The 22,217-nt window shown below is 73.4% G+C and carries 19 protein-coding genes; 10 read left to right on the forward strand and 9 right to left on the reverse strand.

The genetic code is table 11. From position 1 onward, the window contains the following. The first annotated feature begins 30 nt into the window (after nt 1-30). The 5 genes from O7626_RS37155 (at nt 31) to O7626_RS37175 (ending at nt 5,269) form a co-directional block, all read left to right on the forward strand. A complete protein-coding gene (locus tag O7626_RS37155; protein ID WP_278065608.1) occupies nt 31-816 on the forward strand; it encodes a DeoR/GlpR family DNA-binding transcription regulator in 786 nt (261 codons plus the stop codon). A 304-nt stretch (nt 817-1,120) separates the two neighbouring features. Next, nucleotides 1,121-2,428: a cytochrome P450 gene (locus O7626_RS37160; protein WP_278065609.1), complete on the forward strand. Its 1,308-nt coding sequence runs from the start codon at nt 1,121-1,123 to the stop codon at nt 2,426-2,428. A 187-nt stretch (nt 2,429-2,615) separates the two neighbouring features. Continuing rightward, nucleotides 2,616-3,629: an ATP-binding cassette domain-containing protein gene (locus tag O7626_RS37165; protein WP_278065610.1), complete on the forward strand. Its 1,014-nt coding sequence runs from the start codon at nt 2,616-2,618 to the stop codon at nt 3,627-3,629. Further along, on the forward strand, nt 3,626-4,642 hold the full coding sequence (locus O7626_RS37170) for an ABC transporter permease subunit (protein WP_278065611.1): 1,017 nt from the start codon (nt 3,626-3,628) through the stop codon (nt 4,640-4,642). Before O7626_RS37165 ends, O7626_RS37170 begins: the two co-directional genes overlap by 4 nt. Nucleotides 4,643-4,885: 243 nt before the next feature. Beyond that, complete coding sequence (locus O7626_RS37175) at nt 4,886-5,269, forward strand: DUF3263 domain-containing protein (RefSeq protein WP_278065612.1); 384 nt, start codon at nt 4,886-4,888, stop codon at nt 5,267-5,269. A gap of 38 nt (nt 5,270-5,307) precedes the next feature. On the opposite strand, the gene O7626_RS37180 is transcribed toward O7626_RS37175, so the two are convergent. Beyond that, nucleotides 5,308-5,520: a hypothetical protein gene (locus tag O7626_RS37180; RefSeq protein ID WP_278065613.1), complete on the reverse strand. Its 213-nt coding sequence runs from the start codon at nt 5,518-5,520 to the stop codon at nt 5,308-5,310. Between the two features lie 233 nt (nt 5,521-5,753). On the opposite strand from O7626_RS37180, the gene O7626_RS37185 reads away from it, so the two are divergent. Further along, the gene (locus O7626_RS37185; RefSeq protein WP_278065614.1) at nt 5,754-6,593 is read left to right on the forward strand and encodes a hypothetical protein; all 840 of its coding nucleotides are present in this window, start codon (nt 5,754-5,756) and stop codon (nt 6,591-6,593) included. Nucleotides 6,594-6,784: 191 nt separating this feature from the next. Next, nucleotides 6,785-7,303 carry a GNAT family protein gene (locus O7626_RS37190; protein WP_278065615.1) on the forward strand — a complete coding sequence of 173 codons (519 nt, stop codon included), beginning with the start codon at nt 6,785-6,787 and terminating at the stop codon, nt 7,301-7,303. Nucleotides 7,304-7,321: 18 nt separating this feature from the next. On the opposite strand, the gene O7626_RS37195 is transcribed toward O7626_RS37190, so the two are convergent. Beyond that, the gene (locus O7626_RS37195) at nt 7,322-7,903 is read right to left on the reverse strand and encodes a TetR/AcrR family transcriptional regulator (protein WP_278065616.1); all 582 of its coding nucleotides are present in this window, start codon (nt 7,901-7,903) and stop codon (nt 7,322-7,324) included. Nucleotides 7,904-7,992: 89 nt separating this feature from the next. Here O7626_RS37195 and O7626_RS37200 point away from each other — a divergent pair, with 89 nt between their 5' ends. Then, nucleotides 7,993-8,403 carry a nuclear transport factor 2 family protein gene (locus tag O7626_RS37200; protein ID WP_278065617.1) on the forward strand — a complete coding sequence of 137 codons (411 nt, stop codon included), beginning with the start codon at nt 7,993-7,995 and terminating at the stop codon, nt 8,401-8,403. A gap of 55 nt (nt 8,404-8,458) precedes the next feature. Here the strand turns inward: O7626_RS37200 and O7626_RS37205 are convergent, their stop codons facing one another. The 7 genes from O7626_RS37205 to O7626_RS37235 form a co-directional block, all read right to left on the reverse strand. After that, entirely contained in the window at nt 8,459-10,855 is a 2,397-nt protein-coding gene (locus O7626_RS37205; protein ID WP_278065618.1) for an AAA family ATPase, read from the reverse strand. A gap of 90 nt (nt 10,856-10,945) precedes the next feature. After that, nucleotides 10,946-11,359 (reverse strand): hypothetical protein, encoded by a 414-nt coding sequence (locus O7626_RS37210; protein WP_278065619.1) that lies wholly within the window; start codon nt 11,357-11,359, stop codon nt 10,946-10,948. Between the two features lie 53 nt (nt 11,360-11,412). Then, nucleotides 11,413-12,198: an ATP/GTP-binding protein gene (locus O7626_RS37215; protein ID WP_278065620.1), complete on the reverse strand. Its 786-nt coding sequence runs from the start codon at nt 12,196-12,198 to the stop codon at nt 11,413-11,415. Further along, entirely contained in the window at nt 12,176-12,724 is a 549-nt protein-coding gene (locus O7626_RS37220; RefSeq protein ID WP_278065621.1) for a DUF742 domain-containing protein, read from the reverse strand. The genes O7626_RS37215 and O7626_RS37220 overlap by 23 nt, the downstream gene beginning before the upstream one ends. Before the next feature lie 73 nt (nt 12,725-12,797). Continuing rightward, nucleotides 12,798-13,268 (reverse strand): roadblock/LC7 domain-containing protein, encoded by a 471-nt coding sequence (locus O7626_RS37225; RefSeq protein ID WP_278065622.1) that lies wholly within the window; start codon nt 13,266-13,268, stop codon nt 12,798-12,800. Then, nucleotides 13,265-16,402, reverse strand: coding sequence for a nitrate- and nitrite sensing domain-containing protein (locus O7626_RS37230; RefSeq protein WP_278065623.1), 3,138 nt, complete (start codon nt 16,400-16,402; stop codon nt 13,265-13,267). Before O7626_RS37230 ends, O7626_RS37225 begins: the two co-directional genes overlap by 4 nt. After that, complete coding sequence (locus O7626_RS37235; RefSeq protein ID WP_278065624.1) at nt 16,392-17,696, reverse strand: hypothetical protein; 1,305 nt, start codon at nt 17,694-17,696, stop codon at nt 16,392-16,394. Before O7626_RS37235 ends, O7626_RS37230 begins: the two co-directional genes overlap by 11 nt. Before the next feature lie 375 nt (nt 17,697-18,071). Between O7626_RS37235 and O7626_RS37240 the strand changes: the two genes are divergently transcribed. Both O7626_RS37240 and O7626_RS37245 read left to right on the forward strand, forming a co-directional pair. Beyond that, entirely contained in the window at nt 18,072-21,059 is a 2,988-nt protein-coding gene (locus O7626_RS37240) for an alpha/beta fold hydrolase (RefSeq protein ID WP_278065625.1), read from the forward strand. Further along, complete coding sequence (locus tag O7626_RS37245; protein WP_278065626.1) at nt 21,059-21,949, forward strand: ABC transporter permease subunit; 891 nt, start codon at nt 21,059-21,061, stop codon at nt 21,947-21,949. The genes O7626_RS37240 and O7626_RS37245 overlap by 1 nt, the downstream gene beginning before the upstream one ends. Nucleotides 21,950-22,217: the final 268 nt, after the last annotated feature.

The following is a 22,217-nucleotide window of genomic DNA, read 5'->3' on the forward strand; positions in this document are numbered from 1 at the left end:
CGCAACGGAGCTGGAGGCGGGAGGCCCGGGGTGGACCGCTACGCGCGCTGGAACGCACTGCTCGAACTGCTCACCGATTCCGGTCGGGTCAGTGTGGAGGACGCGGCCGCCCGGCTGGACGTCTCGCAGGCGACCATCCGGCGCGACTTCGACCAGCTCGCCCAGCAGCAGATGATCACGCGTACCCGGGGTGGAGCCGTCGCCAACGGCGTCTCGTACGACCTGCCGCTGCGCTACAAGACCGCCAAGCACTCGGCCGAGAAGCAGCGGATCGGCGCCGCCGCGGCGGCCCTGGTCGCCCCGGGCATGGTGGTCGGGCTCAACGGTGGGACCACCACCACCGAGGTGGCCCGGGCGCTGGCGGTCCGACCCGACCTGAACAGCAGCGCCGACGGCGCCCAGCTGACAGTGGTGACGAACGCGCTGAACATCGCCAACGAGCTGCTGGTCCGGTCCCGGATGAAGATCGTGGTGGCCGGCGGAGTGGTCCGGCCGCAGTCGTACGAGCTGGTCGGTCCGCTCGGCGGCGCCCTGCTCCGCGAGGTCACCCTCGACGTGGCGCTGCTCGGGGTGGACGCCATCGACGTACAGCTCGGGGCGGCGGCGCACCACGAGGGCGAGGCGTCGATGAACAATCTGATGGTGGCCCGGGCGAAGCGGGTGGTGATCATCGCCGATTCATCCAAACTGGGCGGACACGCCTTCGCGCGGATCTGCCCGGTGGAGCGGATCGAAACCCTGGTCACCGACTCGGGCGCGGACCCGGCGACGATCCAGGCGTTCCGGGACGCTGGCGTCACCGTGGTCCGCGCCTGAACCGACCGCCAACGGTTGGCACGCCTTCTTGATCCACAACATTCATCGAGAGTAATGTGCCCACTGTCCTGAGGGAGGTGAGTGCGATGGTGGCATATCTACGTGCCGTAAGTCGGCGGGTACGGCGGTCCCGGGTCAGCGGGGCCTACCTGTACATACCTACAATCTGCGAGAGGCCTGGCTGGCCCGGCTCGAAGACGGACGACCTGTAGGGGCCGGTAGGCGTTTATTTCGCTGGACGGTAGCGTCGATCGGCGAGGGCGGCAGGCACGGCTGGCCGCCCTCGCCTCTCCGGAGGTACGAGATGGCACGTAGCACCGTGCCGGGGCCGCGGGGACGGTGGCTCGTCGGCGATGTCACCGCGTACCAGCGGGACCGCATCGGATGGCTGACCCGAAGCCGGGCGGAGTATGGCGACCTGGTGCGGTTGTCGCCCCAGGTGGTGGTGGTGCATGACGCGGAACTCGGACACGAGGTGCTGGTCGCCACGAACGACTCGTACACAGTGGACAATGGCTTCCGTGCCAGCAAGCGGCACCTGGCAGCTCAGGACGCCCGCATCGGCGGGTGGATGAGCGTACGGCGCGACGTCTGGAAGGCGATCGCGGACCGGATAACAGAGACACACATGCACCGTTTCGTGGGCATGCTGACCGAGGATCTCGCCACCCGGTCCAACGGTCCGGTCGACGTGGTGGAGGCCAGCCGGGCCATGCTCGGCCGCGCGATCGTCGACTTCTGTCTCGGTGGCGACGAAACTGAGCGGCAAGGGCTGACGACCCTCTGCGCGGCAGCGGACGACCTCTTCCTGGCCGCGGTCCGGTCGCTGGTCGGCGGCGAGGGCCGGGTCGGCTGGTGGCCACGTCCGGCGGCGCGGGCGGCCGTCGCGGCCAACGAACGGCTCCTGGCGCTACTGGGCGGCATCGTACGGCGCCGGCACGCCGGGTCCGGCCCGCCGCAGCCGCGCGACCTGCTCGACGGGCTGCTCGTGGGTGCCCGGTCCGAGGTCGACCTGGACCGGGTGGTGAGCGTGCTGCGTACGATCATGTTCGCCTCGCACGGGGTCCCGGGCGCGGCCATGTCCTGGATCGCCCTGCTGCTCGCGGAGCACCCGGACGTCGCCGAGCGGGTGGCCGCCGAGGCGCGGCAGGCCCCGCTGACCGCGACGACCCCACTGCCGTACACCTCGGCGGTCATCCAGGAAGCGGTACGGCTGTATCCGCCGCAGTGGATGATCACCCGAACCGCCCGTCGTCCGGTCGAGCTGGCCGGTCACCGCCTGGCGGCCGGTACCGAGGTGCTGATCTGCCCGTACCTGATCCACCGGGATCCGCGGTGGTGGTCGGATCCGGAGCGGTTCGATCCGGAGCGGTGGCTGGGGCGGGAACGGCCACACGCGCGGCACGCCTACCTTCCGTTCGGCGCGGGTCCCCGGATCTGCCCCGGGTCGCGGCTTGCCACGGTCCAACTCGCCGCGGTTACCGCCGTGCTGGCTCGTGACTACCGGCTGGACCTGCCGCCGCTGGCCAGCGTGACGCCCGTCGCCGACGGGTTGCTTCTGCCGGCCGCGCTGACCGGCGGCTGGCATCCGGTCGCCACCGCTCCGGCGTAGCTCATTCGGCCCCTGCGCCCCGTCGTCTCCTGGTGGCGCCCTTGGGGCCGGTCCTCGACGTCACCGCATGGCCGTCGCTCGGCAAGCCGGTAGCGTGCATAGCGTAGTAGCACGCAAAGCGATGGTACGGTGTCGCCGATACCCGGACGTGATCCGGTACCGGACGTGACGTGACAGAAAGGCCGAGATGGCTGCCGTACTGGAAATCGAGGGTTTACGGAAGACCTATCGGAGCAGACGTCGGGGCACTCGACGCGCCCTGGACGGATTCGACATGCGGGTCGAGGCGGGCCAGGTGCACGGCTTCCTCGGCCCGAACGGCTCGGGCAAGACCACCACCCTGCGTACGCTGCTCGGGCTGATCCGGCCCAACGGCGGCCGGATGGCGATCCTCGGCCAGGAGGTGCCGGCGGCCCTGCCCACGGTCGCCGGCCAGGTCGGCGCGATCGTCGAGTCCCCGCAGTTCTTCCCGCACTTCTCCGCCCGGGACACCCTCTCGCTGCTGGCCGGCGCCGGTGGCGTGCCGCAGACCCGGGTGATGGAGGTGCTGGAACTGGTCGGGCTGCGGGAGCGGGCCAAGGACCGGGTGAAGACCTACTCGCTGGGCATGAAGCAGCGGCTGGCCGTCGCCTCCGCGCTGCTGAAGAACCCGAAGCTGCTGATCCTGGACGAGCCGGCCAACGGTCTCGACCCGGGCGGCATCCGGGAGATGCGCACCCTGATGCGCGACCTCGCCGCCTCCGGCATGACGGTGGTGGTCTCCAGCCACATCCTCGGCGAGGTGCAGCTGATCTGCGACTCGGTCACCATCATCTCGCTCGGTCGCCGGGTCGCCGCCGGCCCGGTCGGCGAGGTGCTGGCCGAACACTCCGGCGGCGGGCTGCGGGTGCGGCTGGAGGCGGTCACCGACCTGCCGGTCGCCGCCGACCTGCTCGCCCGGTCCGGCGCCCGGGTCACCCGGCACGACGACCACCTGCTGGTGCACGAGGTGGACAAGCCGGCCACCGTCACCCGCACCCTCGCCGCCGCCGACCTCTACGTCAGCGAGCTGGCCCCGGTCACCGTCGACCTGGAGAGCGTCTTCCTGGAGCTGACCGCCACCGCGCCGGTGCCCGGCCAGCACCGCCAGGTGGACCAGTCCGTGGTGGTGGACGGCAGCCCGGCGGCCGACTCCGGCACCCACGGGGGGTGGGGAGTGTGAACCTCTACACCACGGAACTGCGCCGGCTCGGCAAGCGGCGGTTCATCCGCTATCTGACCCTGGCCGGCCTGCTCGTGCTGGTCGCCGTCGCGGTCGGGATGTTCTTCACCAACCAGAAGGTCGGGCCGGAGCAGGTCGCCGCGGCGAACCGCGCGGCGGAGCGGGAGTACCAGCAGAACGTCGCGATGACCGAGCGGCACCGGCAGGACTGCGAACGGGCGAAGGCGGCCGGCGGCACCTCGCCGGAGGGCTTCCCGGACGACTGTAGCGTCATCCAGCCGCCGCCCCGGGACGTGTTCCGGGCCGAGTGGCACATGCCGGCCACCTTCGAGTTCCGCGAGGAGTTCGCCGCCACCGTCACCACGCTGACCGCCGTACTCGCCCTGGTGGCGTTCGTCGGCGGTGCGTCGTTCGTGGGCGCCGAGTGGAGTACCGGCGGGATGATGAACCTGCTGCTCTGGCGACCGCAGCGGATCCGGGTACTCCTCACCAAACTGGCCGCGCTGCTCTCCGCGCTGTTCGGCGTGACGGTGCTGACCGCCGCGGCGTGGACGGCGGCGTTCTGGGCCACCGGCAGCCTCCGGGGCAACACCGCCGGCATGACCTCCGGAGCGTGGCAGTCCTTCGGCCTGACCGGACTGCGCGGGCTGGTCCTGGTGCTGGTGGCCGGGACGCTCGGCTTCGGCCTGGCCTCGCTCGGCCGGCACACCGCACTGGCCCTCGGCGGCGTACTCGGGGTGATGGTGGTCGGGCAGTTCGGGCTCGGCATCGTGATGGCGATGGCCCAGGTCAAGTTCATCGAGAGCTGGCTGTTGCCGACGTACCTGCTGGCCTGGATGGACAAGAAGGTCACCTTGCAGAACTGGGATGCCTGCCAGGCGTCATACACCGGGGACTGCCAGGCGCTGACCAAGGACATCACCTGGCAGGACTCGTCGGTGCTGCTCGCCGTCGGCCTGGTGGTGGTGCTCGGCGGGGCGATCTGGTCGATCCGGCGGCGGGACATCACCTGACGCCGCGGCACGGGGATCGGGGGTCGGAAGTCGGGGGCGGCGGCCGGGGGGCGCCGTCCCCGGCGGCCGGGTGACGATCGTCGCCGGGTCGCCGGGTCGCCGGGTCGCCGGGTCGCCGGGTCGCCGGGTCGCCGGGGTGACGGGGTGACGGTTGTCGCCGGTGGCGACCGGTGCGGTCCTGAGCTGGCGTCGGTAGGCTGGTGAGCCCCAGGTCGAGCCCTGTCCACCTCCGCGAGGAGCGCCATGAGGAACGCCTCCGCTCCGGCCGGCGACCCCGCCGAGGGCGGCACCGATCCCGGGCCCGCCGGGGCGCCGCACGTACCGCAGCCACGGCCGGCATCCGGCGCGGAGACTGCGGACGTACCCGAGATCCCCGCACCGGCACCGCCGGCCGACCCGGCGCTGTCCGAGCGGGAGCGCGAGATCCTGGCCTTCGAACGGCGCTGGTGGAAGCATGCCGGTGCCAAGGAGCAGGCGATCCGGGACGCCTTCGACCTCTCGGCGACCCGCTACTACCAGCTCCTCAACGGACTGCTGGACAATCCGGCCGCGCTGGCGGCCGAGCCGGTGCTTGTCGCCCGGCTCCGCCGGCTGCGCGCCGCCCGCAGCCGCAACCGCCGCCGCTGAGGCGACGGCCGGTCCACGGCAGGCGCGGACGAGGCCGGCTATTTCTCGTAGGTGCGCAGTCCGTTGCCGAGCGCGATGAAGGTCGGCGCCCACTCGCCGATGAAGATGCCCCAGCGATCGGCCCGGTCGATCCCGGCGTTCTCCATCTGCTTCGACATCACCCAGCTCACGAACGACAGCCCGATGCTTGCCATGCCCGCCATGTACATGTGCTCGGCCCGCAGGCCCATCCGGTGCAGGTGCTCCAACATCTGCGCTCCCCCCTCGCGGTCGCGTCCCCCGATCCTCGACGCTACCGCCAGTAATCGCCGCTGGTCGGCAGGTTTCCAGGATGGGTAGCCGGTCGGGCCGGTCGGGCTGGTCGGGGCGTCAATTTCGGCAGGGTCGGGCCCGGCCGCACGGTAGACAGGAGGGGAGACCAGTCGCCGGAGCGCCGGGAGCCGCCGATGACACCGCCAGGCCGGAAGCGGCCGGAGCCGCGCCGATGATGCGGGTCCGGTCGGCCTCGGCGCCCGTGCCGGGCAGGCTGGAGAACGAGGACCACGTCTTCCGGTACGGGGAGCTGGTCGGCGTACTCGACGGGGCGACCGTGCCGGACGGCTTCGACACCGGCTGCGTACACGGACCGGCCTGGTACGTCCGGCGGCTCGCGGCGCGGCTCTGCCTGGCCGCCGCCGACCGGCCCGCCGCCGCGCTGACCGGCAACCTCGCCGCGGCGATCCTGGCGGTACGCGCCGACCACGGCGGCAACTGTGACCTCGACCATCCCGGCACCCCGTCCGCCACGGTGTGCCTGCTGCGGGACGGTGGCGACCACGTCGAGTACCTGGTGCTCTGTGACAGCCCGCTGGTGCTCGACCGGGGCGAGCGGATCCAGGTGGTCTCCGACGAGCGGCTGGGCGCGGCAATGGCGGAGCTGCGGCAGCAGGCGGACACCGTGGCCCTGGTCGGCGGCGACGCGGACCCGGCCACCCGGTTCCGCCGGGCGGTGGCGTTGCAGCGGGAGCGGATGAACCGTACCCACGGCTACTGGGTGGCCGCCGCCAATCCGGACGCGGCGTACCACGCGGTCACCGGCAGCCTGTCGCTGCGCGGGCCGGAGCGGCTGCGCCGGGCCGCGCTGCTCACCGACGGTGCCTCGGTCGCGGTCGAGCAGTTCGGCCTCTTCGACTGGCGTGGCCTGCTCGACCTGCTCGGCGACGCCGGGCCGGGCGAGCTGATCCGCCGGGTCCGGCTGGTCGAGGCCGGCGACGGCCAGCGGCGGGCCGGCTTCAAGCGGCACGACGACGCGACGGCCGTACTCTGCGAGTTCGACGACGATTGAGCACCGGCCCGCCCGCCAGCTCTCGGTGCCGCCCTTGATGATCGGATCGCGGTGGTCGGCCGGCCGGCGCCGCGGGCGGCACGACCAGCCAGGCGCCGAGGGGGTCGGCCGGTCGGGTCGGGTGGGCCGAACGGAGCGGGTGCCGGCAAACCGGTGGACGCGGCGGCGGGGCGGCGAGAAGCATCGAGATCATGACCCGTGAGGTACGGCTGACGCCGGTAGACGAGCAGAATCTCGAACCGCTGCTGTCGGTGGCGGCCGCCGAGACCGAGCCGGACGAGGTGATGCCACCGGTCGAGGCGCCGGCCGGCTGGTCACAGGCGCGCCGCGACGCGTTCCGGGAGTTCCACCGGGCGAACTTCGGCGGCCTGTCCGGCCCGACCGGCAACCTGATGTACGCGATCGTCCAGGACGGCGACGTGGTGGGGATGGCCCGGCTGGCCCGGCACGCCGAGCCGGGCACCCTGGAGACCGGGATGTGGCTCGGCAAGTCCACCCGGGGGCAGGGGATCGGCCTGATCGCCCTGCGGCTGCTCCTCGCCGAGGCGATCGAGGCTGGTGCCCAGCGGGTGATCGCCGAAACCAAACCGGACAACCTGCCGGCGCTGAACCTGCTGAGCCGCTGCGGCGCGGTGCTGGACGGCGACGGTACGGTGGTCCGGGCGGAGATCCGGCTCGGCGTCAACGAGGACGTGGCCGGCGCCTGGTGAGGGCCGGGTGGTCCCGCCTCAGTCGGCGACGGCGCCGGGGCGCAGCCCGGCGAAGATGATCGCCAGGGTACGGTCCCGCAACTCCGCGTCCCAGTTCCCGTGCAGCGCGCCCTGGCAGGTACTTGCCAGCAGCGCCATCACCTCGGGCAGGCCCACCCGCCGGTCGACGGTGCCGGCCGCCCTGGCCCGGAGCAGCAGGTCGTGCACCGCCTCGACCAGCACGTCGAGTACCTCGGGCAGCGGGATGTCGACGCCGGTCCGGGCGAGCAGGTCGACCACGGCCTTCTTGGTGGCGGCCTGTTCGACGGTCCGGGCGAAGAAGGTGAACAGCCCGGTGCCGTCCCGGTCCTCCGCGCTCAGCGTCGCGGCCTGCTCGACCAGCCCGGCCAGTACGCCTTTCATGATCGCGGCGAGCAGGTCGTTCTTGGTCGGGAAGTGCCGGAAGACGGTACCGATGGCGACGCCGGCCCGGGCCGCCACCTCCTCGGTCGACGCCCCGACGCCGTGCTCGGCGAAGACCTCCTCGGCGGCGGCCAGGATCCGGATCCGGTTGCGCTGCGCGTCGGCCCGGAGCGGCCGGCCGGGGTCGGCGGTCGTCATCCGGTCCAGCCTCCGTTGCAAAGTGAGTCCTGACTCATTATCGTCCTAAGTTGAGTAGCCACTCATCATATTTGGGAGGAGGCGCTGCGATGAGCACGCCCACCGAGGTCTTCGCCCGGATCCGGGAACACTTCCTGGCCAACACGCCCGTCTTCGAGCCCGACCAGCTCGCCGAGGACGTGGTGGTGGAGATGCCGTTCGCCGCACCCGGCCGGCCCAACCGGATCGAGGGCCGGCGGGAGTTCCTCGACTTCGCCGCCGCCGGCCGCGCCGAACTGCCGCTCCGGTTCGACGACTGCCGCAACGTGGTCATCCACGAGACCACCGACCCCGAAGTGATCGTCGTCGAGTACGAGCTGGTCGCCACCGTGACCACCACCGGCCGTTCCGGCTCCGCCCAGTTCATCGCGGTACTCCGGGTCCGGGACGACGGCCGGATCGCACACTGGCGGGAGTACCAGAACCCGGCCGCGCTGGCCCTGGCGGCCGGGCCGGACTGAGCCGAACTGAGCCGGGCCGAGCCGGGCCGAGCCGAACTGAGCCGAGCCGAGCCAGTCACCGCTGGGCGGCGTAGGCGGCCAGCCAGGCGACCTGGGCCGGGTCCAGCGACGGCCGGACCCGCTCCCGGGCCGCCGCCACGTGCCCGGCGTGCACGGTGCTCGCCTCCAGCGACTCCCGCATCGCCGCGAGCGCCGCCTCCCGGACCAGCGCCGCACAGTCCGCGGCCGAGAACCCGTCCAGCTCCTCGGCCAGCGCCGCCAGCTCCACCTCCTCGGCCAGCGGCACGGACCGGGCCGCCGCCCTCAGGATCTCGGCCCGGGCGGCACCGTCCGGCGGCGGCACGTAGACCAGCCGTTCCAGCCGGCCCGGCCGCAGCAGCGCCGGATCCACCAGGTCCGGCCGGTTCGTCGCGCCGACCACCACCACGTTGCGCAACTGCTCCACCCCGTCCAGCTCGGTGAGCAGCGCCGCGACCACCCGGTCGGTGGTACCGCCGTCGGTGGCCTGACCACGCAGCGGGGCGAGCGCGTCGACCTCGTCCAGGAAGACCAGCGTGGGAGCCGCCTCCCGGGCCCGCCGGAACAGCTCCCGGACCGCCCGCTCGCTCTCGCCCACCCACTTGGAGAGCAGCTCGGCACCCTTCACCGACAGCACGTTCGCCCGCCCCGTACCGGCCAGCGCGGTGACCAGGAAGGTCTTGCCGCAGCCCGGCGGGCCGTAGAGGAGGACGCCACGCGGCGGCCGCACACCGAGCCGGGCGAAGGTGTCCGGATAGTTCAGCGGCCAGAGCACCGACTCGGTCAACACCTCCTTGACCTCCGCCATGTCGCCGACGTCGTCCAGGGTGATGTCCGCCAGCTCCAGCACCGAGGACTCGGCCATCGAGGTCGGCCGGACCACCTCCAGCGCCGCCGAGAAGTCCGCCATCGCCACCGTCGGGGCCGTCGCCTCCTTCTGTCGCAGCGCCGCGCGTACCCCGGCCTCCCGGGTCAGCGCGGCCAGGTCGGCGGCGACGAATCCGGGCGTACGGGCGGCCACCTCGTCCAGCCGGACGTCCTCGTGCAGCGGCATCCCCCGGGTCAGCACCGTCAACTGCTCGCGCCGCAGCGCGGTGTCCGGCAGCGGGATCGCGATCTCCAGCGAGAGCAGGTCGGGGGAGCGCAGCGCCGGGTCCACCGACTCGGGACGGCCGGTGGTGCAGACCACGGCGGCACCGGAACGTACCGTCTCGGCGAGCAGTTGGCGGAAGACCGTACCCACCGGTCCGGGTGTGTCGCGCGGGGCCAGCGCCTCGACGTCGGAGACCAGCAGCACCGCTGGTGGCGCGTCCCGGACCGAGGCGGCGGCCTCGCGCAGCCGGCGGGCGGCGGCGTCGTTGGTGAGCGCGGCCACCTCCGGGGCCCAGATCGCGGCGAACCGCGCACCCACCGCCCCGGAGACCGCCTGGACCAGCGCCGACTTGCCGGACCCGGCCGGGCCGGTCAGGAGTACGCCGAGCGAGACGGTGGTGCCGAGCCGGCCCAGCACCTCACGGTGGTGGAAGCCGAGGTCCAGCAGCTCGGTCAGCTCCTCGGCCTGGGCACGCAGTCCGGGCAGCTCGTCCAGGCCCGGTGCCGGCGCCGGCGCCGGGCCACCCGGCGTCCCCGGACGGGTCCCGCCGGTCACCGCCCGCACCTCGGCGCTGGTGCTGCCGTGTGTGGCGTGCCCGTCCTGCCAGCCGACCACGCTGTCCATGGTCACCAGCACCGAGTCGACCCCACCGCCGGCACCGGACGTTCCGGACGTCCCCGCCGCACCGGCCGCCGTCCCCGCCGCACCGGCCGCCGTCCCCGCCGCACCGGCCGCCGTCCCCGCCGCACCGGCCGCCGTCCCCGCCGCACCGGCCGCCGTCCCCGCCGCCGGGCCTGCCAGGTGGGCCGGCGCACCGGTCGCCGACTCCGCCGAGATGACCGTCAGCAGGGTGCTGGTCCAGGCGTAGCCGACGGTGTTGGCCAGGCTGCGCCGGGCCGCCTCGACCAGGGTCCGCACCGCCGCGTCCGGGAGTACGTCCTGGGGGAGCAGGGAGACATCGTCACCGGCGGTCACCACCTTGCCGAGCAGCGCCAGCCGGAGCATCTCCGGCGAGACCACGGCGACGATCTCCGGCGGCCCGGTCAGCACCACCCGGCGGGCGGCCACCACCGGAGCCGGCGCGACGGTGACCTGGCTGCCGTCGCGTACCCCGAGGTTGCCCAGCACCAGATCGTCGGCGTAGAGCAGGGCGCGACTCGCCGACGGCTCCGCCCGGGCCACGATCCCGGCGGTGGTACGCCGCCCGGTGAGCCGTACCGGAGCGCCCGGGTGCAGACCCAGCGCGGTGAGTACCTCCGGATGCAGCCGGACGATGCCCCGGCGGGCGTCCAGCGCGGCCGGCCGTAGGCTGGCGGTGAGCGTGAGATCCCGACCCGTCACCGGCCGAGAGTACCGACCGTCGAGCAGCCGCCGGGACGCGACGACCCTTCGAACTGCCGCCTGTGCCTCAGGGCTGGTCCTGCCGGTGTGTCAGGGCTGGTCCTCGGGGCCGAGCAGGGACGGGTCCCGGCGGATCAGGTCGGCGAGCCGGGCGGCGGCGTCCGGGCTGGGCGGATCCTCCGGGGCAGCCCAGCTCGGCACCGTCTTCACCGACAGCGGCCAGGAGTGCGGCGGCTGCCCGGCGGTCGGCAGCGCCGGCTCGGCGGCGGGGCGTACCGTGACCGTCCCGTCCGACCAGGCCACGTGCATCGCCGAGATGTTCGGCCCGTCGGCGACCCACATCGTGACCGCCACGTTCGGATATTGCGCGACGACCCGCTGGACCGCCTCGGTCACCTCGTCGACAGGTGACCCGGCCCGGGCCGCCGCCTCCTGGGCCCGCCGTCGTTGCAGCGCCTCCCGGCGCTCCATCCGTGCCAGTGCGTCGTCCAGTTCGCCCCTCATCGTGTCACCTTCCCCGGCCAACCGCCGACCCGTCGCGGCCGGACCGTCGCGGGCTAAGTCTCCCGCTCCTGGATCGCTCGATCCAGAGCCCGATCCAGCACGATCAGTAAGGCGTCGCGTACCGAAAGTCGATCTCGTGCGTCGAACTGGACCAACGGGACGTGTTCCCCGATCGCCAAGGCCCAACGTATCGCCGTCAGGTCGTGCGCGATGTGGCCGTCGAACGCGTTGACCGCGACGACGAAGGGTAGACGGGCCCGCTCGAAGTAGTCGATGGCGGGATAGCAGTCGTCGAGCCGGGAGGAGTCCACCACCACCAGCGCGCCGAGGGCGCCCCGGGCCAGGTCGTCCCACATGAATCCGAACCGCGACTGTCCAGGGGTGCCGAAGAGATAGAGCTTCAGGCTGCGGTCGATCGTGACGCAGCCGAAGTCCATCGCCACCGTCGTGGTGGTCTTCTCGGAGCGGATCCCCGGATCGTCGACCCCGATTCCGGCGGTGGTCATCTCCGCCTCGGTGGTCAGCGGCGCGATCTCCGAGATGGCACCCACCGTGGTGGTCTTGCCGACCCCGAAGCCACCGGCGATCAGGATCTTCACCGGGATCGGCGGGGCGGTGCCACGTCGCTGCTCGGGCCGGGTCGCGCCGGCCGGGCCGGCCCCGGTCTCCCGGGCATGCCGGCCGGGTGTCTGCCGGGTCGGCGGGGCGTACCCGGCGGGCAGCCCCCGACCGGTCCCCACGCCGTGTCCGGCCGGGCTGCCGTACCGACCGGGTGCGCTGTTCGCCAGGGGGCCGACCGGCGACGACGCCGGCCAGTCAGGAGATCGCACGAAGTCCATCGATCACTCGCATGATGAGGTCGGGGTCGTGGGCATCCTCGACGGCGCACACGTGCACGTCGAGGTGGCCGGCGGCTCGCAGGTCACCGACCAGGATCTTGGTGACGCCGAGGTGCATCCGCAGCCGGGCGGAGATCTCCGCCACGGACATCGGCTCGGCGCAGAGCGCGACGATGTCCCGCAGTTCCGAGGAGAGCCGGTTGACCGGCGGGCTGATCCAGGACGTGCCGTCGATCCGGGCGGTCACCTGGGTTTCCAACCCGATCGCCGGGTCCGCTCCGGTGACCCGGCCGGAGGTCAGCACGAACGGGCGCAGACCGGTCGGCACCGGCTGCACCGTCGGCAGCTCGCCGGTGTCACCGGCCGGCTCGGACTCCTCCGGAAGTACGGCCTTCAGGTACGGCCGGATCCGGACCGTCGGCAGCACGTCGGAGTTCGGTTCCAGCTCCGGTTCCGGCAGGTCGCTCCGCTCCGGGTCGCCGAGCCGGTGGCCGGGCGGCTCGAAGCCCTCTCCGCGTTCGGTCATGCCGGTCCCCCGGTCCGTTCGGGGACGCCGTACGGTGCACGGCGCAGCGGGCCGCCCACCGCAGCACCCGCGGTCACGACTGGACGGAGTTCTTAAGTTCGACGATCAGCCGAGGGGTGAGTGCGCCTCCGGCCCGACCGGCGAACAGGGTCATCTCGTAGGCGACGGTGCCGAGGTTCGCCGACCGGTCGGCGACCACCCCGAGGACCGAGCCGCTGCTGATCGCGCTGACCAGCAGGTAGCCGTCGGTCATGTCCACCACCACCCGGTTGAGCGCGCCCAGCGTGTACCAGTTCGCGGCGCCGCTGGCCAGGCTGGTCATCCCGGAGACGACCGCCGCCAGCCGCTCCGCGTTCGACCTGTCCTTGATCGACGACATGGCCATCAGCAGGCCGTCGGAGGAGACCGCGATCGCCTCCTTTACGCCGGCCGTGCCGGACGTGAACGAGTCCAGCAACCAGTTGAAGGTACGCGCCTCCTGGCTCAGCTCGCCGGTGCCCGCTGCCTGCTGGTCCTGCTCGGTACGGATGAAGGGAGTGCTCATCGTGGGGTTCCCTCTTCGTGGCGGTGTTCAGTTCGGACTTCGCTCAGCGCGCGGGCGACGCCGGACTCGAACTGCGTCATCAGCTCGCGTACCTTGTCCGGGTCGTCCGGTCCGGCGGTGGCGGCGGCCGGCGCCTGGCCGAGCGGAGTGGTCGGCGGCGGGACGCTCAGGTTTGCCCCGGGGACCCGCCGGTTGAGGCGCGGTGGGGCACCGGTCGCGGCGGGGGGCGTACCGCTGCCGTTGGGTCGGGACGTGGAACCCGCCGGCCCGAGGGTACCGCCCTCCTGGTGGGGGCCGTGCCGCTCCGCCGGGGTGCCGCCGGGCGGTGGGTCGGACGGATCCGGGCCGGTGGGCGCCGGTTCCGTCCCACCGTGGCGCGGCTGCGCGGGGCCTGTGCCGGCCGGCTCGGGCCGGGGCTGCGAGCCGGCGGGCGGCACGTCCGGCCGGGCCGGCCGGACCTGCTGCTCGCGCTGCGCCCGGCGTACCCCGGCTTCGAACTCCTCGATCAGCGCCCGGACGACCGAGGGGTCGGCCGGGGTCGGTTCGGGCCGGCTCCGGCTGGTGGTGTCGGGCAGTTGGGCGCCCGGGACCCGCTGGCGCAGCCCGGTGCCGGGGCCGGACGTGGCGGATCCCGGGCCGCTGTCGGCGGACGGCGTCGCCGGCGCACCGGAACTCGCCGGGCCGCCGCCCACATCCCCGTTGGGCCGGCCGACCGGGGTACCGCCGGCCGGTGTTCCCGCCGGCTCCACTTCGGTGGCGCTGGCCCCCGGGCGGGTCAGGAAGGCGTTCCACGGCTGGCCGGACGTCAGCGACCGGGTGGCCCGGCGGATCAGTTCCTCGTCGAAGACCGGCCCGGCGGGCACCGCCACCGGCATCAGCTCGGGCAGCCGGAACACCGGCGTCGGCTCGACCGGCAACGGCTCCTCGGCAACCGGGGCCGCCTGGGCCGGCCCGGTCCGGACCGGTTCGGTGAACCTCGCCGGGGTCGGTTCGGCGAACCTGGGTGGAGCCGGTTCGGTGAACCTCGTCGGGGCCGATTCGTCGGCGAATCTCCCCGGCGTCAGCTCCTCGGCGAACCTGGTCGGGGTCGGCCCGGCGGACCTGGTCGGGGTCGGCCCGGCGGGCCCGGCGGAGACCGGTTCGAGCGGCCTGGCCGGGGCCGGCTCGGCGGTCGGGACCGTGGCCCGGCCGAGCGGGGTGCCGGCGTCCGAGGGCCGGACGGGACGGACCGGCAGTGGCGCCGACGCGCTCGCCCGGGGGGTCGGCAGTTCGGCGTCCGGGCGCCCGTTGACCAGCAGCCGGTCGTCGATCTCCACCCCGACGGTGACCCCGCCGCCCGGCGTGGTCGCCGAGAGGGTGACCCGCCAGCCGTGCCGGCGGGCCAGCCGGCCCACCACGAACAACCCGAGCACCTCGGTCGGGACCAGGTCGAGCCGCTCCCGCCGGGTCAGCCGGGCGTTCTCCTCGGCCAGCCGTTCCGGGGTCATCCCGATGCCGTGGTCGACCAGGTTCAGGCGTACCCCGCCCGGGACCACCTCGGCGAGCACCGTGACCCGGGTGTGCGGCGGGGAGAAGGCGGTGGCGTTCTCCATCAGCTCGGCCAGGGTCAGCACCAGGTCGCCGATCACCCCGGGCGCCACCGCGACGTCGAGCCGCACCTGCACGTCGACCCGGGTGAAGTCCTCGATCTCACCGAGCGCCAGCCGGACCACGTCACCCAGGGGCAGCGGGGCGACGTGCCCGTCCCCGCCGGCCCCGCCGGAGAGCACCACCAGGCTGCTGGCGTTGCGGCGCAGCCGGCTGGAGACGTGGTCGAGCCGGTAGAGGTGCTGGAGCCGGCCCGGGTCCGTCTCCTGGTGTTCCAGCCGGTCGATCAGGGCGATCTGCCGGCCGACCAGGTTCTGGGTACGCCGCCCGACGTGCCCGAACATCTGCGCCACGTTCCGCCGGCTGGCGGCCTGCCGCTCCACCAGCCGGGCGGCGGTGCCCTGCACCCGCTCGAAGGCGCGGGCCAGGTCGCCGACCTCGTCGCGGCCGTCCACGTCGACCGGGTCCAGCCGGATCGGCTGGTACGACTCCGACTCCTCGTCGACGATCCGGGTCAGCTCCTCCTCGGCGGCTCTGGCCATCCGTTCGGCCGAGACGGTCAGCCGGGTCAGCGGCCGGGCGACGGTACGCGCCACCGCCAGGCTGAGCAGCATCATCAGCGCGATGATCAGGAGTACCAGCAGGCTGACCAGGTATGCCCCGGCGATGGCCCGCTGCCGCTGGTCGGTCACCTCGGCGATCACGTCGGTGACGATCTTCTTCTCGATGAACTGGCCGAGAGTGATCAGCGAGGTGGCGGCCGGGAAGAGGTTCGCCAAATCCAGGGTGGCGATCGCCCCGGTCGGGTCGGTCGCGCCGGTGCGGAAGAAGTCCGGCCCGGTTCGGGCCGTCGTGGCCCGCTCGATGAGCCGGTAGACCTCGTTCTGTGCCGGGGTGGCGAAGCTGCGGAACCGGGCCAGGTGCGATTCGAGCCGGGCCATGGTGCCGACGTACGCCATCCCGACGGCGGGGTTCTTGGTGGCGGCGACGATCATGATCAGGCAGGCGGCGGCGCTGATCCCGTCGTCGGTGCGGAGCACCGCGTCGAGGGCGATCATCTGCCGCCCCTCGGGAGTGCTCGCCTCGGCGGCCCGGGTCAGCCCCAACGACTCGATCAGGGCCTCGTCGACCTGCCCGAAGGCATTGATCACCTGATCCGCCCTGGCCCGCCGGGCCAGCACACCGGCCCGTACGTCGGAGAGCCGCCGGACACCGGCGATCGCGTTCTCGATCTCCGGGGTCGACTGGCCGCCGAGGTCGGCCCGCAGGTCGGCGATCCGGTCGCCCACCTGCGCGGTCTGCTGGACCAGCTGGGAACGGTCGACCATGTTCAGCAGGTAGCCGACGGAGAGCAGCCGCTCCCGCTGGAGGTCCTGCACCAGGGTGCCGACCTGGCCGGCCCGGCGCACCGTGTCGGCGGTGTCGGCGGCCCGGCGGGCCGAGTCGATCCGGTCGGCGAGCACCGGGACGGCGAGGCCGAGGGTGCTGAGCAGCGGCAGGATGACGAGCAGGGCCAGCCGGCCCCGGATCCGGAGCCTACCGAGCATCGGGACGTCCCCACGGGGCCTGGCTGTCCACCGCCGCCGGCTGGCCGGCGGGTACCGGATCCTGCCAGTCCGACAGCGGCGACCGCCGACCCGGGTCGCCCTCGGACCGCAGCGGCCGGCGTTCGGGCAGCGGCGGCATCCCGCCGGGCGGCGGGCCGGCCAGGGTCGCGCCGACCGGCAGCGGCGACTCGACCGGCGGCGGGCCGGTCGGCGGCCCTTCGGGGCCGGCGGCCGGGCGCAGCCCGTCGGTGCTCAGGCCGACACCGGCCGGGGTACGGCGGTTCCGCGCGGCGGAACGGGCGGCCAGCAGGGGCAGGGCGGCGAGGGCGAGCACCAGCAGTACGGCCAGGACCAGCGCGCCGACCGCGATCTGCCGCTCGCCGGACAGCGCGTCGGCCCGGTCCCGGAGCAGGACGTCGAGTTCGGTCAGGATGATCCCGGCGAGGCCGGAGCCGGCGAGCTGGGCGGAGGCCCGGGCCGCGCCGACCTGGATCGGGTTGGGTGCGGCGGTGTTCCGGGTCAGCGCGGCCAGATCCTCCACCGCCCGCTGGTAGCCGTCGAGCTTGCTGAGCAGGTTGCCGCCGAGGGTACGGCTGGCGGTGTCCTCGACCGCCGAGCGCAGGTTCTCGACCAGGTCGGCCGCCGGGCCGAGCACCTCGGCCCGGGCCAGGGCGAGCTCGCTGGCGATACGCACCCGCTCGCTCGACGGGCGGCCGATCGCCAGTACCGAGCGGTCGGCGAGGCGGCCGGCCGCGACCAGGGCCTCGGGCAGTTCCTCGGCCACCGCGTCCTGGAGGTGGTAGGAGTCCGGGTCCGGGTCCCGCAGCAGCCCGGAACTCTCCCGCACCTTCGCGTAGAGCGCCAGCAGCAGGTCGGTCGTCTCGGTGTAGACCGTCCAGGCGTCCTGCGGGTTGGCCGGCGGGCGGTCGGGCAGCGCCTCGATCTTGGCGTGCAGCCCGGCCCAGCGTTCGCTGGTACGCAGCTCGGCGCCGTACCGGACGTCGATCGCGCTGGTCTCCTCGACGGCGGTACGCAGTGCGGCGGCTGCCGCCGACCGGCCCGCCACGGCACCGGACTGCGCGTCGACCAGGGCCAGCGTCACCTGCCCGAGGGAGCGCAGGTACTCCACGCCGTGCCGCTCCCGCTCGGTGGACGTGAGCCGGTCGTCGACGTCGCTCCAGGCCGAGCCGAAGAGCACGCCCACCGGCACCAGCAGGGCGACCGCCAGCAGCACACGCAGCGCCGTACCGGTCCGGTTCGAGGCGCGCCGGGACCGTTGCGCGGGAAGTGTCATCGTCCATCTCCATCGGCGCGAGGGGTCGAACAGCGTGGCGGGCGTGGGGAGGCCGCCCGGTCCCGTCCACCGGACCGGAAAACTAGTAGACGTCGGACCCGCTCGATCCGGGTCGAGCAGTCAGTTATGCGTCACTTGGGTACAGGTAACACGCGGTGAGCAAAATTGTGACTCCTGGTGCATAGTTGTCTAGGCGCATGTATCGATTGGTGGCGAGTGCACCTAAAAATCGGAATTCACACAGTCCGAAGTTGCCACGCCGGATACCCGGTGGTGCGATGCGGACGACGACTTCCCGGCACCGAACGGACCAGCCGGACAGACGTACGGCGGATCTCAGCCAACGCTCAGCTGTCGCGCCGTACGGTGTGACCCATGCCTTCCCGACTGCTGGCGCGGCTGCGCCGTGCCCGGCCCACCCGGCGCCGGATGCTGGCCGGTGCGACCGTGCTGGTGGTGGTGGCCGCGCTGGTCGGCTGGGCGGTGTGGCCCGAGCGCCCGTCCTACGCCACGACCGACGCGATGCTCACCGTCCGTTCCGGACCCAACGGCGACCAGCCGGTCGACCTGGACACCCGGCTCTACCTGCCGGACGGGGCCAGCGGGGAGCGGCCGGTACCCGCGGTGTTGCTGGCGCACGGCTTCGGCGGTACGAAACTGTCCGTGGAGTCCGACGCCGAGGACCTGGCCGAGCTGGGCTATGCCGTGTTGACGTACACCGCCCGGGGGTTCGGGCGCAGCGGTGGGCAGATCCACCTGGACCACCCCGACTACGAGGTACGGGACGCCGCCCGGCTGCTGGACTGGCTCGCCGCCCGGCCGGAGATCCGCAAGGACTCGGCCGGCGACCCCCGGGTGGGCGTCGTCGGCGGCTCGTACGGCGGTGCCCTGGCCCTGCTGCTCGCCGCCCAGGACCAGCGGGTGGACGCCATCGTGCCGATGATCACCTGGAACGACCTGGCCCGCTCGTTCCTGCCCGAGGCGACCGGCCGGGAACCGGTCGACGGGGTCTTCAAGAAGGGCTGGGCCGGGATCTTCTTCGGCAGCGGCGGCAGCGGCGGCCTCGGCAGCGGCGGTCTCGGCGGCCTGACCGTGCCCGGCGGCGCCCCGGGCGGCTCCGACTCGGGTGACTCGGGTGACTCGGGTGACGCAGGCGGGCCGGGCGAAGACTCCGGCGGGCCGGGCGAGCAGGGTGGACCGGCCGGCGGCGGGGAGCCGGCACCCGGCACGGTCCCGGGTGGTGCCGCACCGGGCGGTACCCCGGCCGACCCGGCCTGCGGGCGCTTCGCCGCCGACGTCTGCGCCGCGTACCTGCGGATCGCCACCACCGGCCGGGCCGACCCGGCGGCGGTGGAACTGCTCCGCCGATCCAGCCCGGCCGGGGCGCTGGACCGGGTCAAGGCGCCCACCCTGCTGGTCCAGGGCGCCGCCGACACGCTCTTCCCGCTCGCCGAGGCGGACGCCAACGCCCGGGGGATCGCGGCCGGCGGCACCCCGGTCCGGGTCGCCTGGTTCACCGGCGGACACGACGGCGGCGAGGGCCCGCAGACCGACCGGGACCGCCTGCGCTTCCTGATGGCGCAGTGGCTGGGGCACTACGTCAAGGGCTCCGGCGAGCCGCCGTCGACAAGTTTCACCTGGTCGCGGATTGCCGGCTTCGACGCCCTCGACCGGGGCCTGGTCGCCTCCGGCTTCTCCGTCGCCGACTACCCGGGCGTCGGCGGCACGACCGGCGACCCGGTCCCGGTCGCCGGCCCGGCACAGCGGATCGCGAACCCGCCGGCCGGCAACCCGGCGGCGATCTCCGCGCTGCCGGGCGGCGGCGGCTTCTCGGCACTGCTCGACGGGATCGCCGGGGACCTGCCCGGCCAGCACGCCCGGTTCGAGTCGGAGCCGCTGCCCCGGGCCGTCGACGTGGTCGGTTCGCCCACGGTGACCATCCGGGCCGCGTCGCCGACCGGCGAGGCGGTGCTCTTCGTCAAGCTCTACGACGTCGACCCGAACGGCCCGGCCGCGCTCTCCAACGGTCTGGTGGCGCCGGTCCGGCTGACCGGGCTGCCCGCCGACGTCGCCGCCGCCACCCCGGTGACGGTCACCCTGCCGGCGATCGTGCGCCGGATCGAGGCCGGGCACCGGCTGCGGATCGTGGTCGCCACCTCCGACCAGGGGTACGCCACCCCGGTCGAGCCGGTCACCTACACCGTGGCGCTGGCCGGCCAGCCGGCCGGGGCCGTACCCGGGGCGCCGGCCGGGGCCGCCCTGACCGGCGCCGAGGTGCGGCTGCCGACCGTACCCGGCGAGCCGATCGCCACCCCGGCGGTGATCTGGCGATGGGCGCTCGCCGGCCTGGTCGCGGCGATCGTGCTCGGGCTCGTCGTGGTGGTCGCCGTGCTGCGCCGCCGGCACCGCCGGCACGACACCTCGGTGCATCCCGAGTACGCCGACATCCCGCTCGTCGTCCGCGACCTGCGCAAGGAGTACGCCGACGGCTTCGTCGCGGTCTCCCGGATCGACTTCGAGGTGCACCGGGGGCAGGTGGTCGGCCTGCTCGGGCCGAACGGCGCCGGCAAGACCACCACGCTGCGGGTGCTGATGGGGCTGACCCAGCCGACGACCGGCGAGATCCACGTCTTCGGGCACCGGCTGGTCCCCGGCTCGCCGGTGCTGTCCCGGATCGGCGCACTCGTCGAGGGTCCGGGCTTCCTGCCGCACCTGAGTGGACTGGAGAACCTGCGGGCGTACTGGCGGGCGACCGGTCGGCCGGAGGCGGACGCGCACTTCGAGGAGGCGCTGGAGATCGCCGGGCTCGGCGACTCGATCCACCGGAGGACCCGGAAGTACAGCCACGGCATGCGGCAGCGGCTGGCGATCGCCCAGGCGATGCTCGGGCTGCCGGAGCTGCTGGTGCTGGACGAGCCGACCGACGGGCTCGACCCGCCGCAGATCGCCGAGATGCGCCGGGTGCTGCGCCGGTACGCCACCGACGGGCGGGCGGTGCTGGTCTCCAGTCACCTGCTGGCCGAGGTGGAGCAGACCTGCACGCACGCGGTCGTCGTGCACAAGGGGCAGATCGTGGCGTCCGGCCGGGTGGAGGAGATCGTCGGCGAGTCGCCGAGTACCCAGTTCGACGTCTCCGACGTCGACGCCGCCCGGGTGGTGTTGGAGCGGCTCGACGGGGTGCGGGTGCTGCCGGAGTCCAACGGCGCGCTGGTGGTCGACACCAACGGCACCGCCCGGAGCGAGGTGGTGGCCGAGCTGGTCCGGGCCGGTGTCGGGGTGGACCGGGTGGTGCCGCGCCGCCGTCTGGAGGACGCCTTCCTCGCCCTGGTCGGCGAGAACTCTCGGGGAAGCGGGGACCGCTGATGGGCACCAGCACGCAGGCACCGACGGCGCCGGACGCGGCCGGCGGTGCCGCCGGGTACCGGCCCCGGGCCACCCTCTCGATCGCCGCCGAGTGGCGTCGCCAGGCGTCCCGGCGGCGTACCCAGCTCGCGCTCGGCTTCATGGTGCTGCTGCCGCTTGTCATCCTGGTCGCGTTCCAGTTCGAGGGCTCCGGTGACGACGACAACGGCGGGGGCGAGTTCGGCAGCCTGATCGAGCTGGCCACCACCGGCGGACTCAACTTCACCCTCTTCGCGCTGCTTGTCTCGTCGTCGTTCCTGCTGGTCGTCGTGGTGGCGCTGTTCTGTGGCGACACGGTGGCCAGCGAGGCGAGCTGGGGCAGCCTGCGCTACCTGCTGGCCGTACCGGTGCCCCGGGCCCGCCTGCTGGCGGTCAAGCTGGTGGTCGCGCTCGGGTACTCGCTGCTGGCCCTGCTGCTGCTGGCCGGCACCGCCCTGCTCGCCGGCACCCTCCGGTACGGCTGGGCGCCGCTGTCCAGCACGGTGGCCGCGCAGATCCCGGCGGATGAGGGGCTGCTCCGGCTGCTCGGCATCCTCGGCTACCTCGCGGTCGTACTCCTGGTCGTGGCCGGCCTGGCGTTCCTGCTCTCGGTGACCACGGACGCCGCGCTCGGCGCGGTCGGCGGCGCCGTGCTGCTCTGGATCCTCTCCAGCATCCTGGACCAGATCACCGCGCTCGGGGTGCTCCGCGACTTCCTGCCGACGCACTACAGCAGTGCCTGGCTCAGCCTGCTCTCCACACCGGTGCAGACCGACGACATCGTCAAGGGGACGATCTCGGCGATCTGCTACGCCACCGCCTTCTGGGCGCTCGCCTTCTGGCGCTTCACCCGTAAGGACGTGGTGTCGTAGGGCAGCCGCACCGAAGTGTGCCGGCCTGGCCGGCCCTACCGGTTTGGAGTCGAGCGTAGGGTCCTCAGGGGTTTGCCGGTCCCGGTCACCAGCCAGAAGGTCCAGCCGTTCCGGTTTGGATTGATTTCTGAGTTGTGTGCGCTGACCACGGCTATGGCGGCGCCGCTTGGACTGCGAAAGGTCTGGCCTGCCAACGGACCCGTCGTGATGGTCAGCCGCTCGGAAGCGGGACTGAACTGCCCCTCGACACGACGACCCTGGTAGACGA

Source organism: Micromonospora sp. WMMD1102 (assembly GCF_029626265.1).
GTDB lineage: Bacteria > Actinomycetota > Actinomycetes > Mycobacteriales > Micromonosporaceae > Plantactinospora.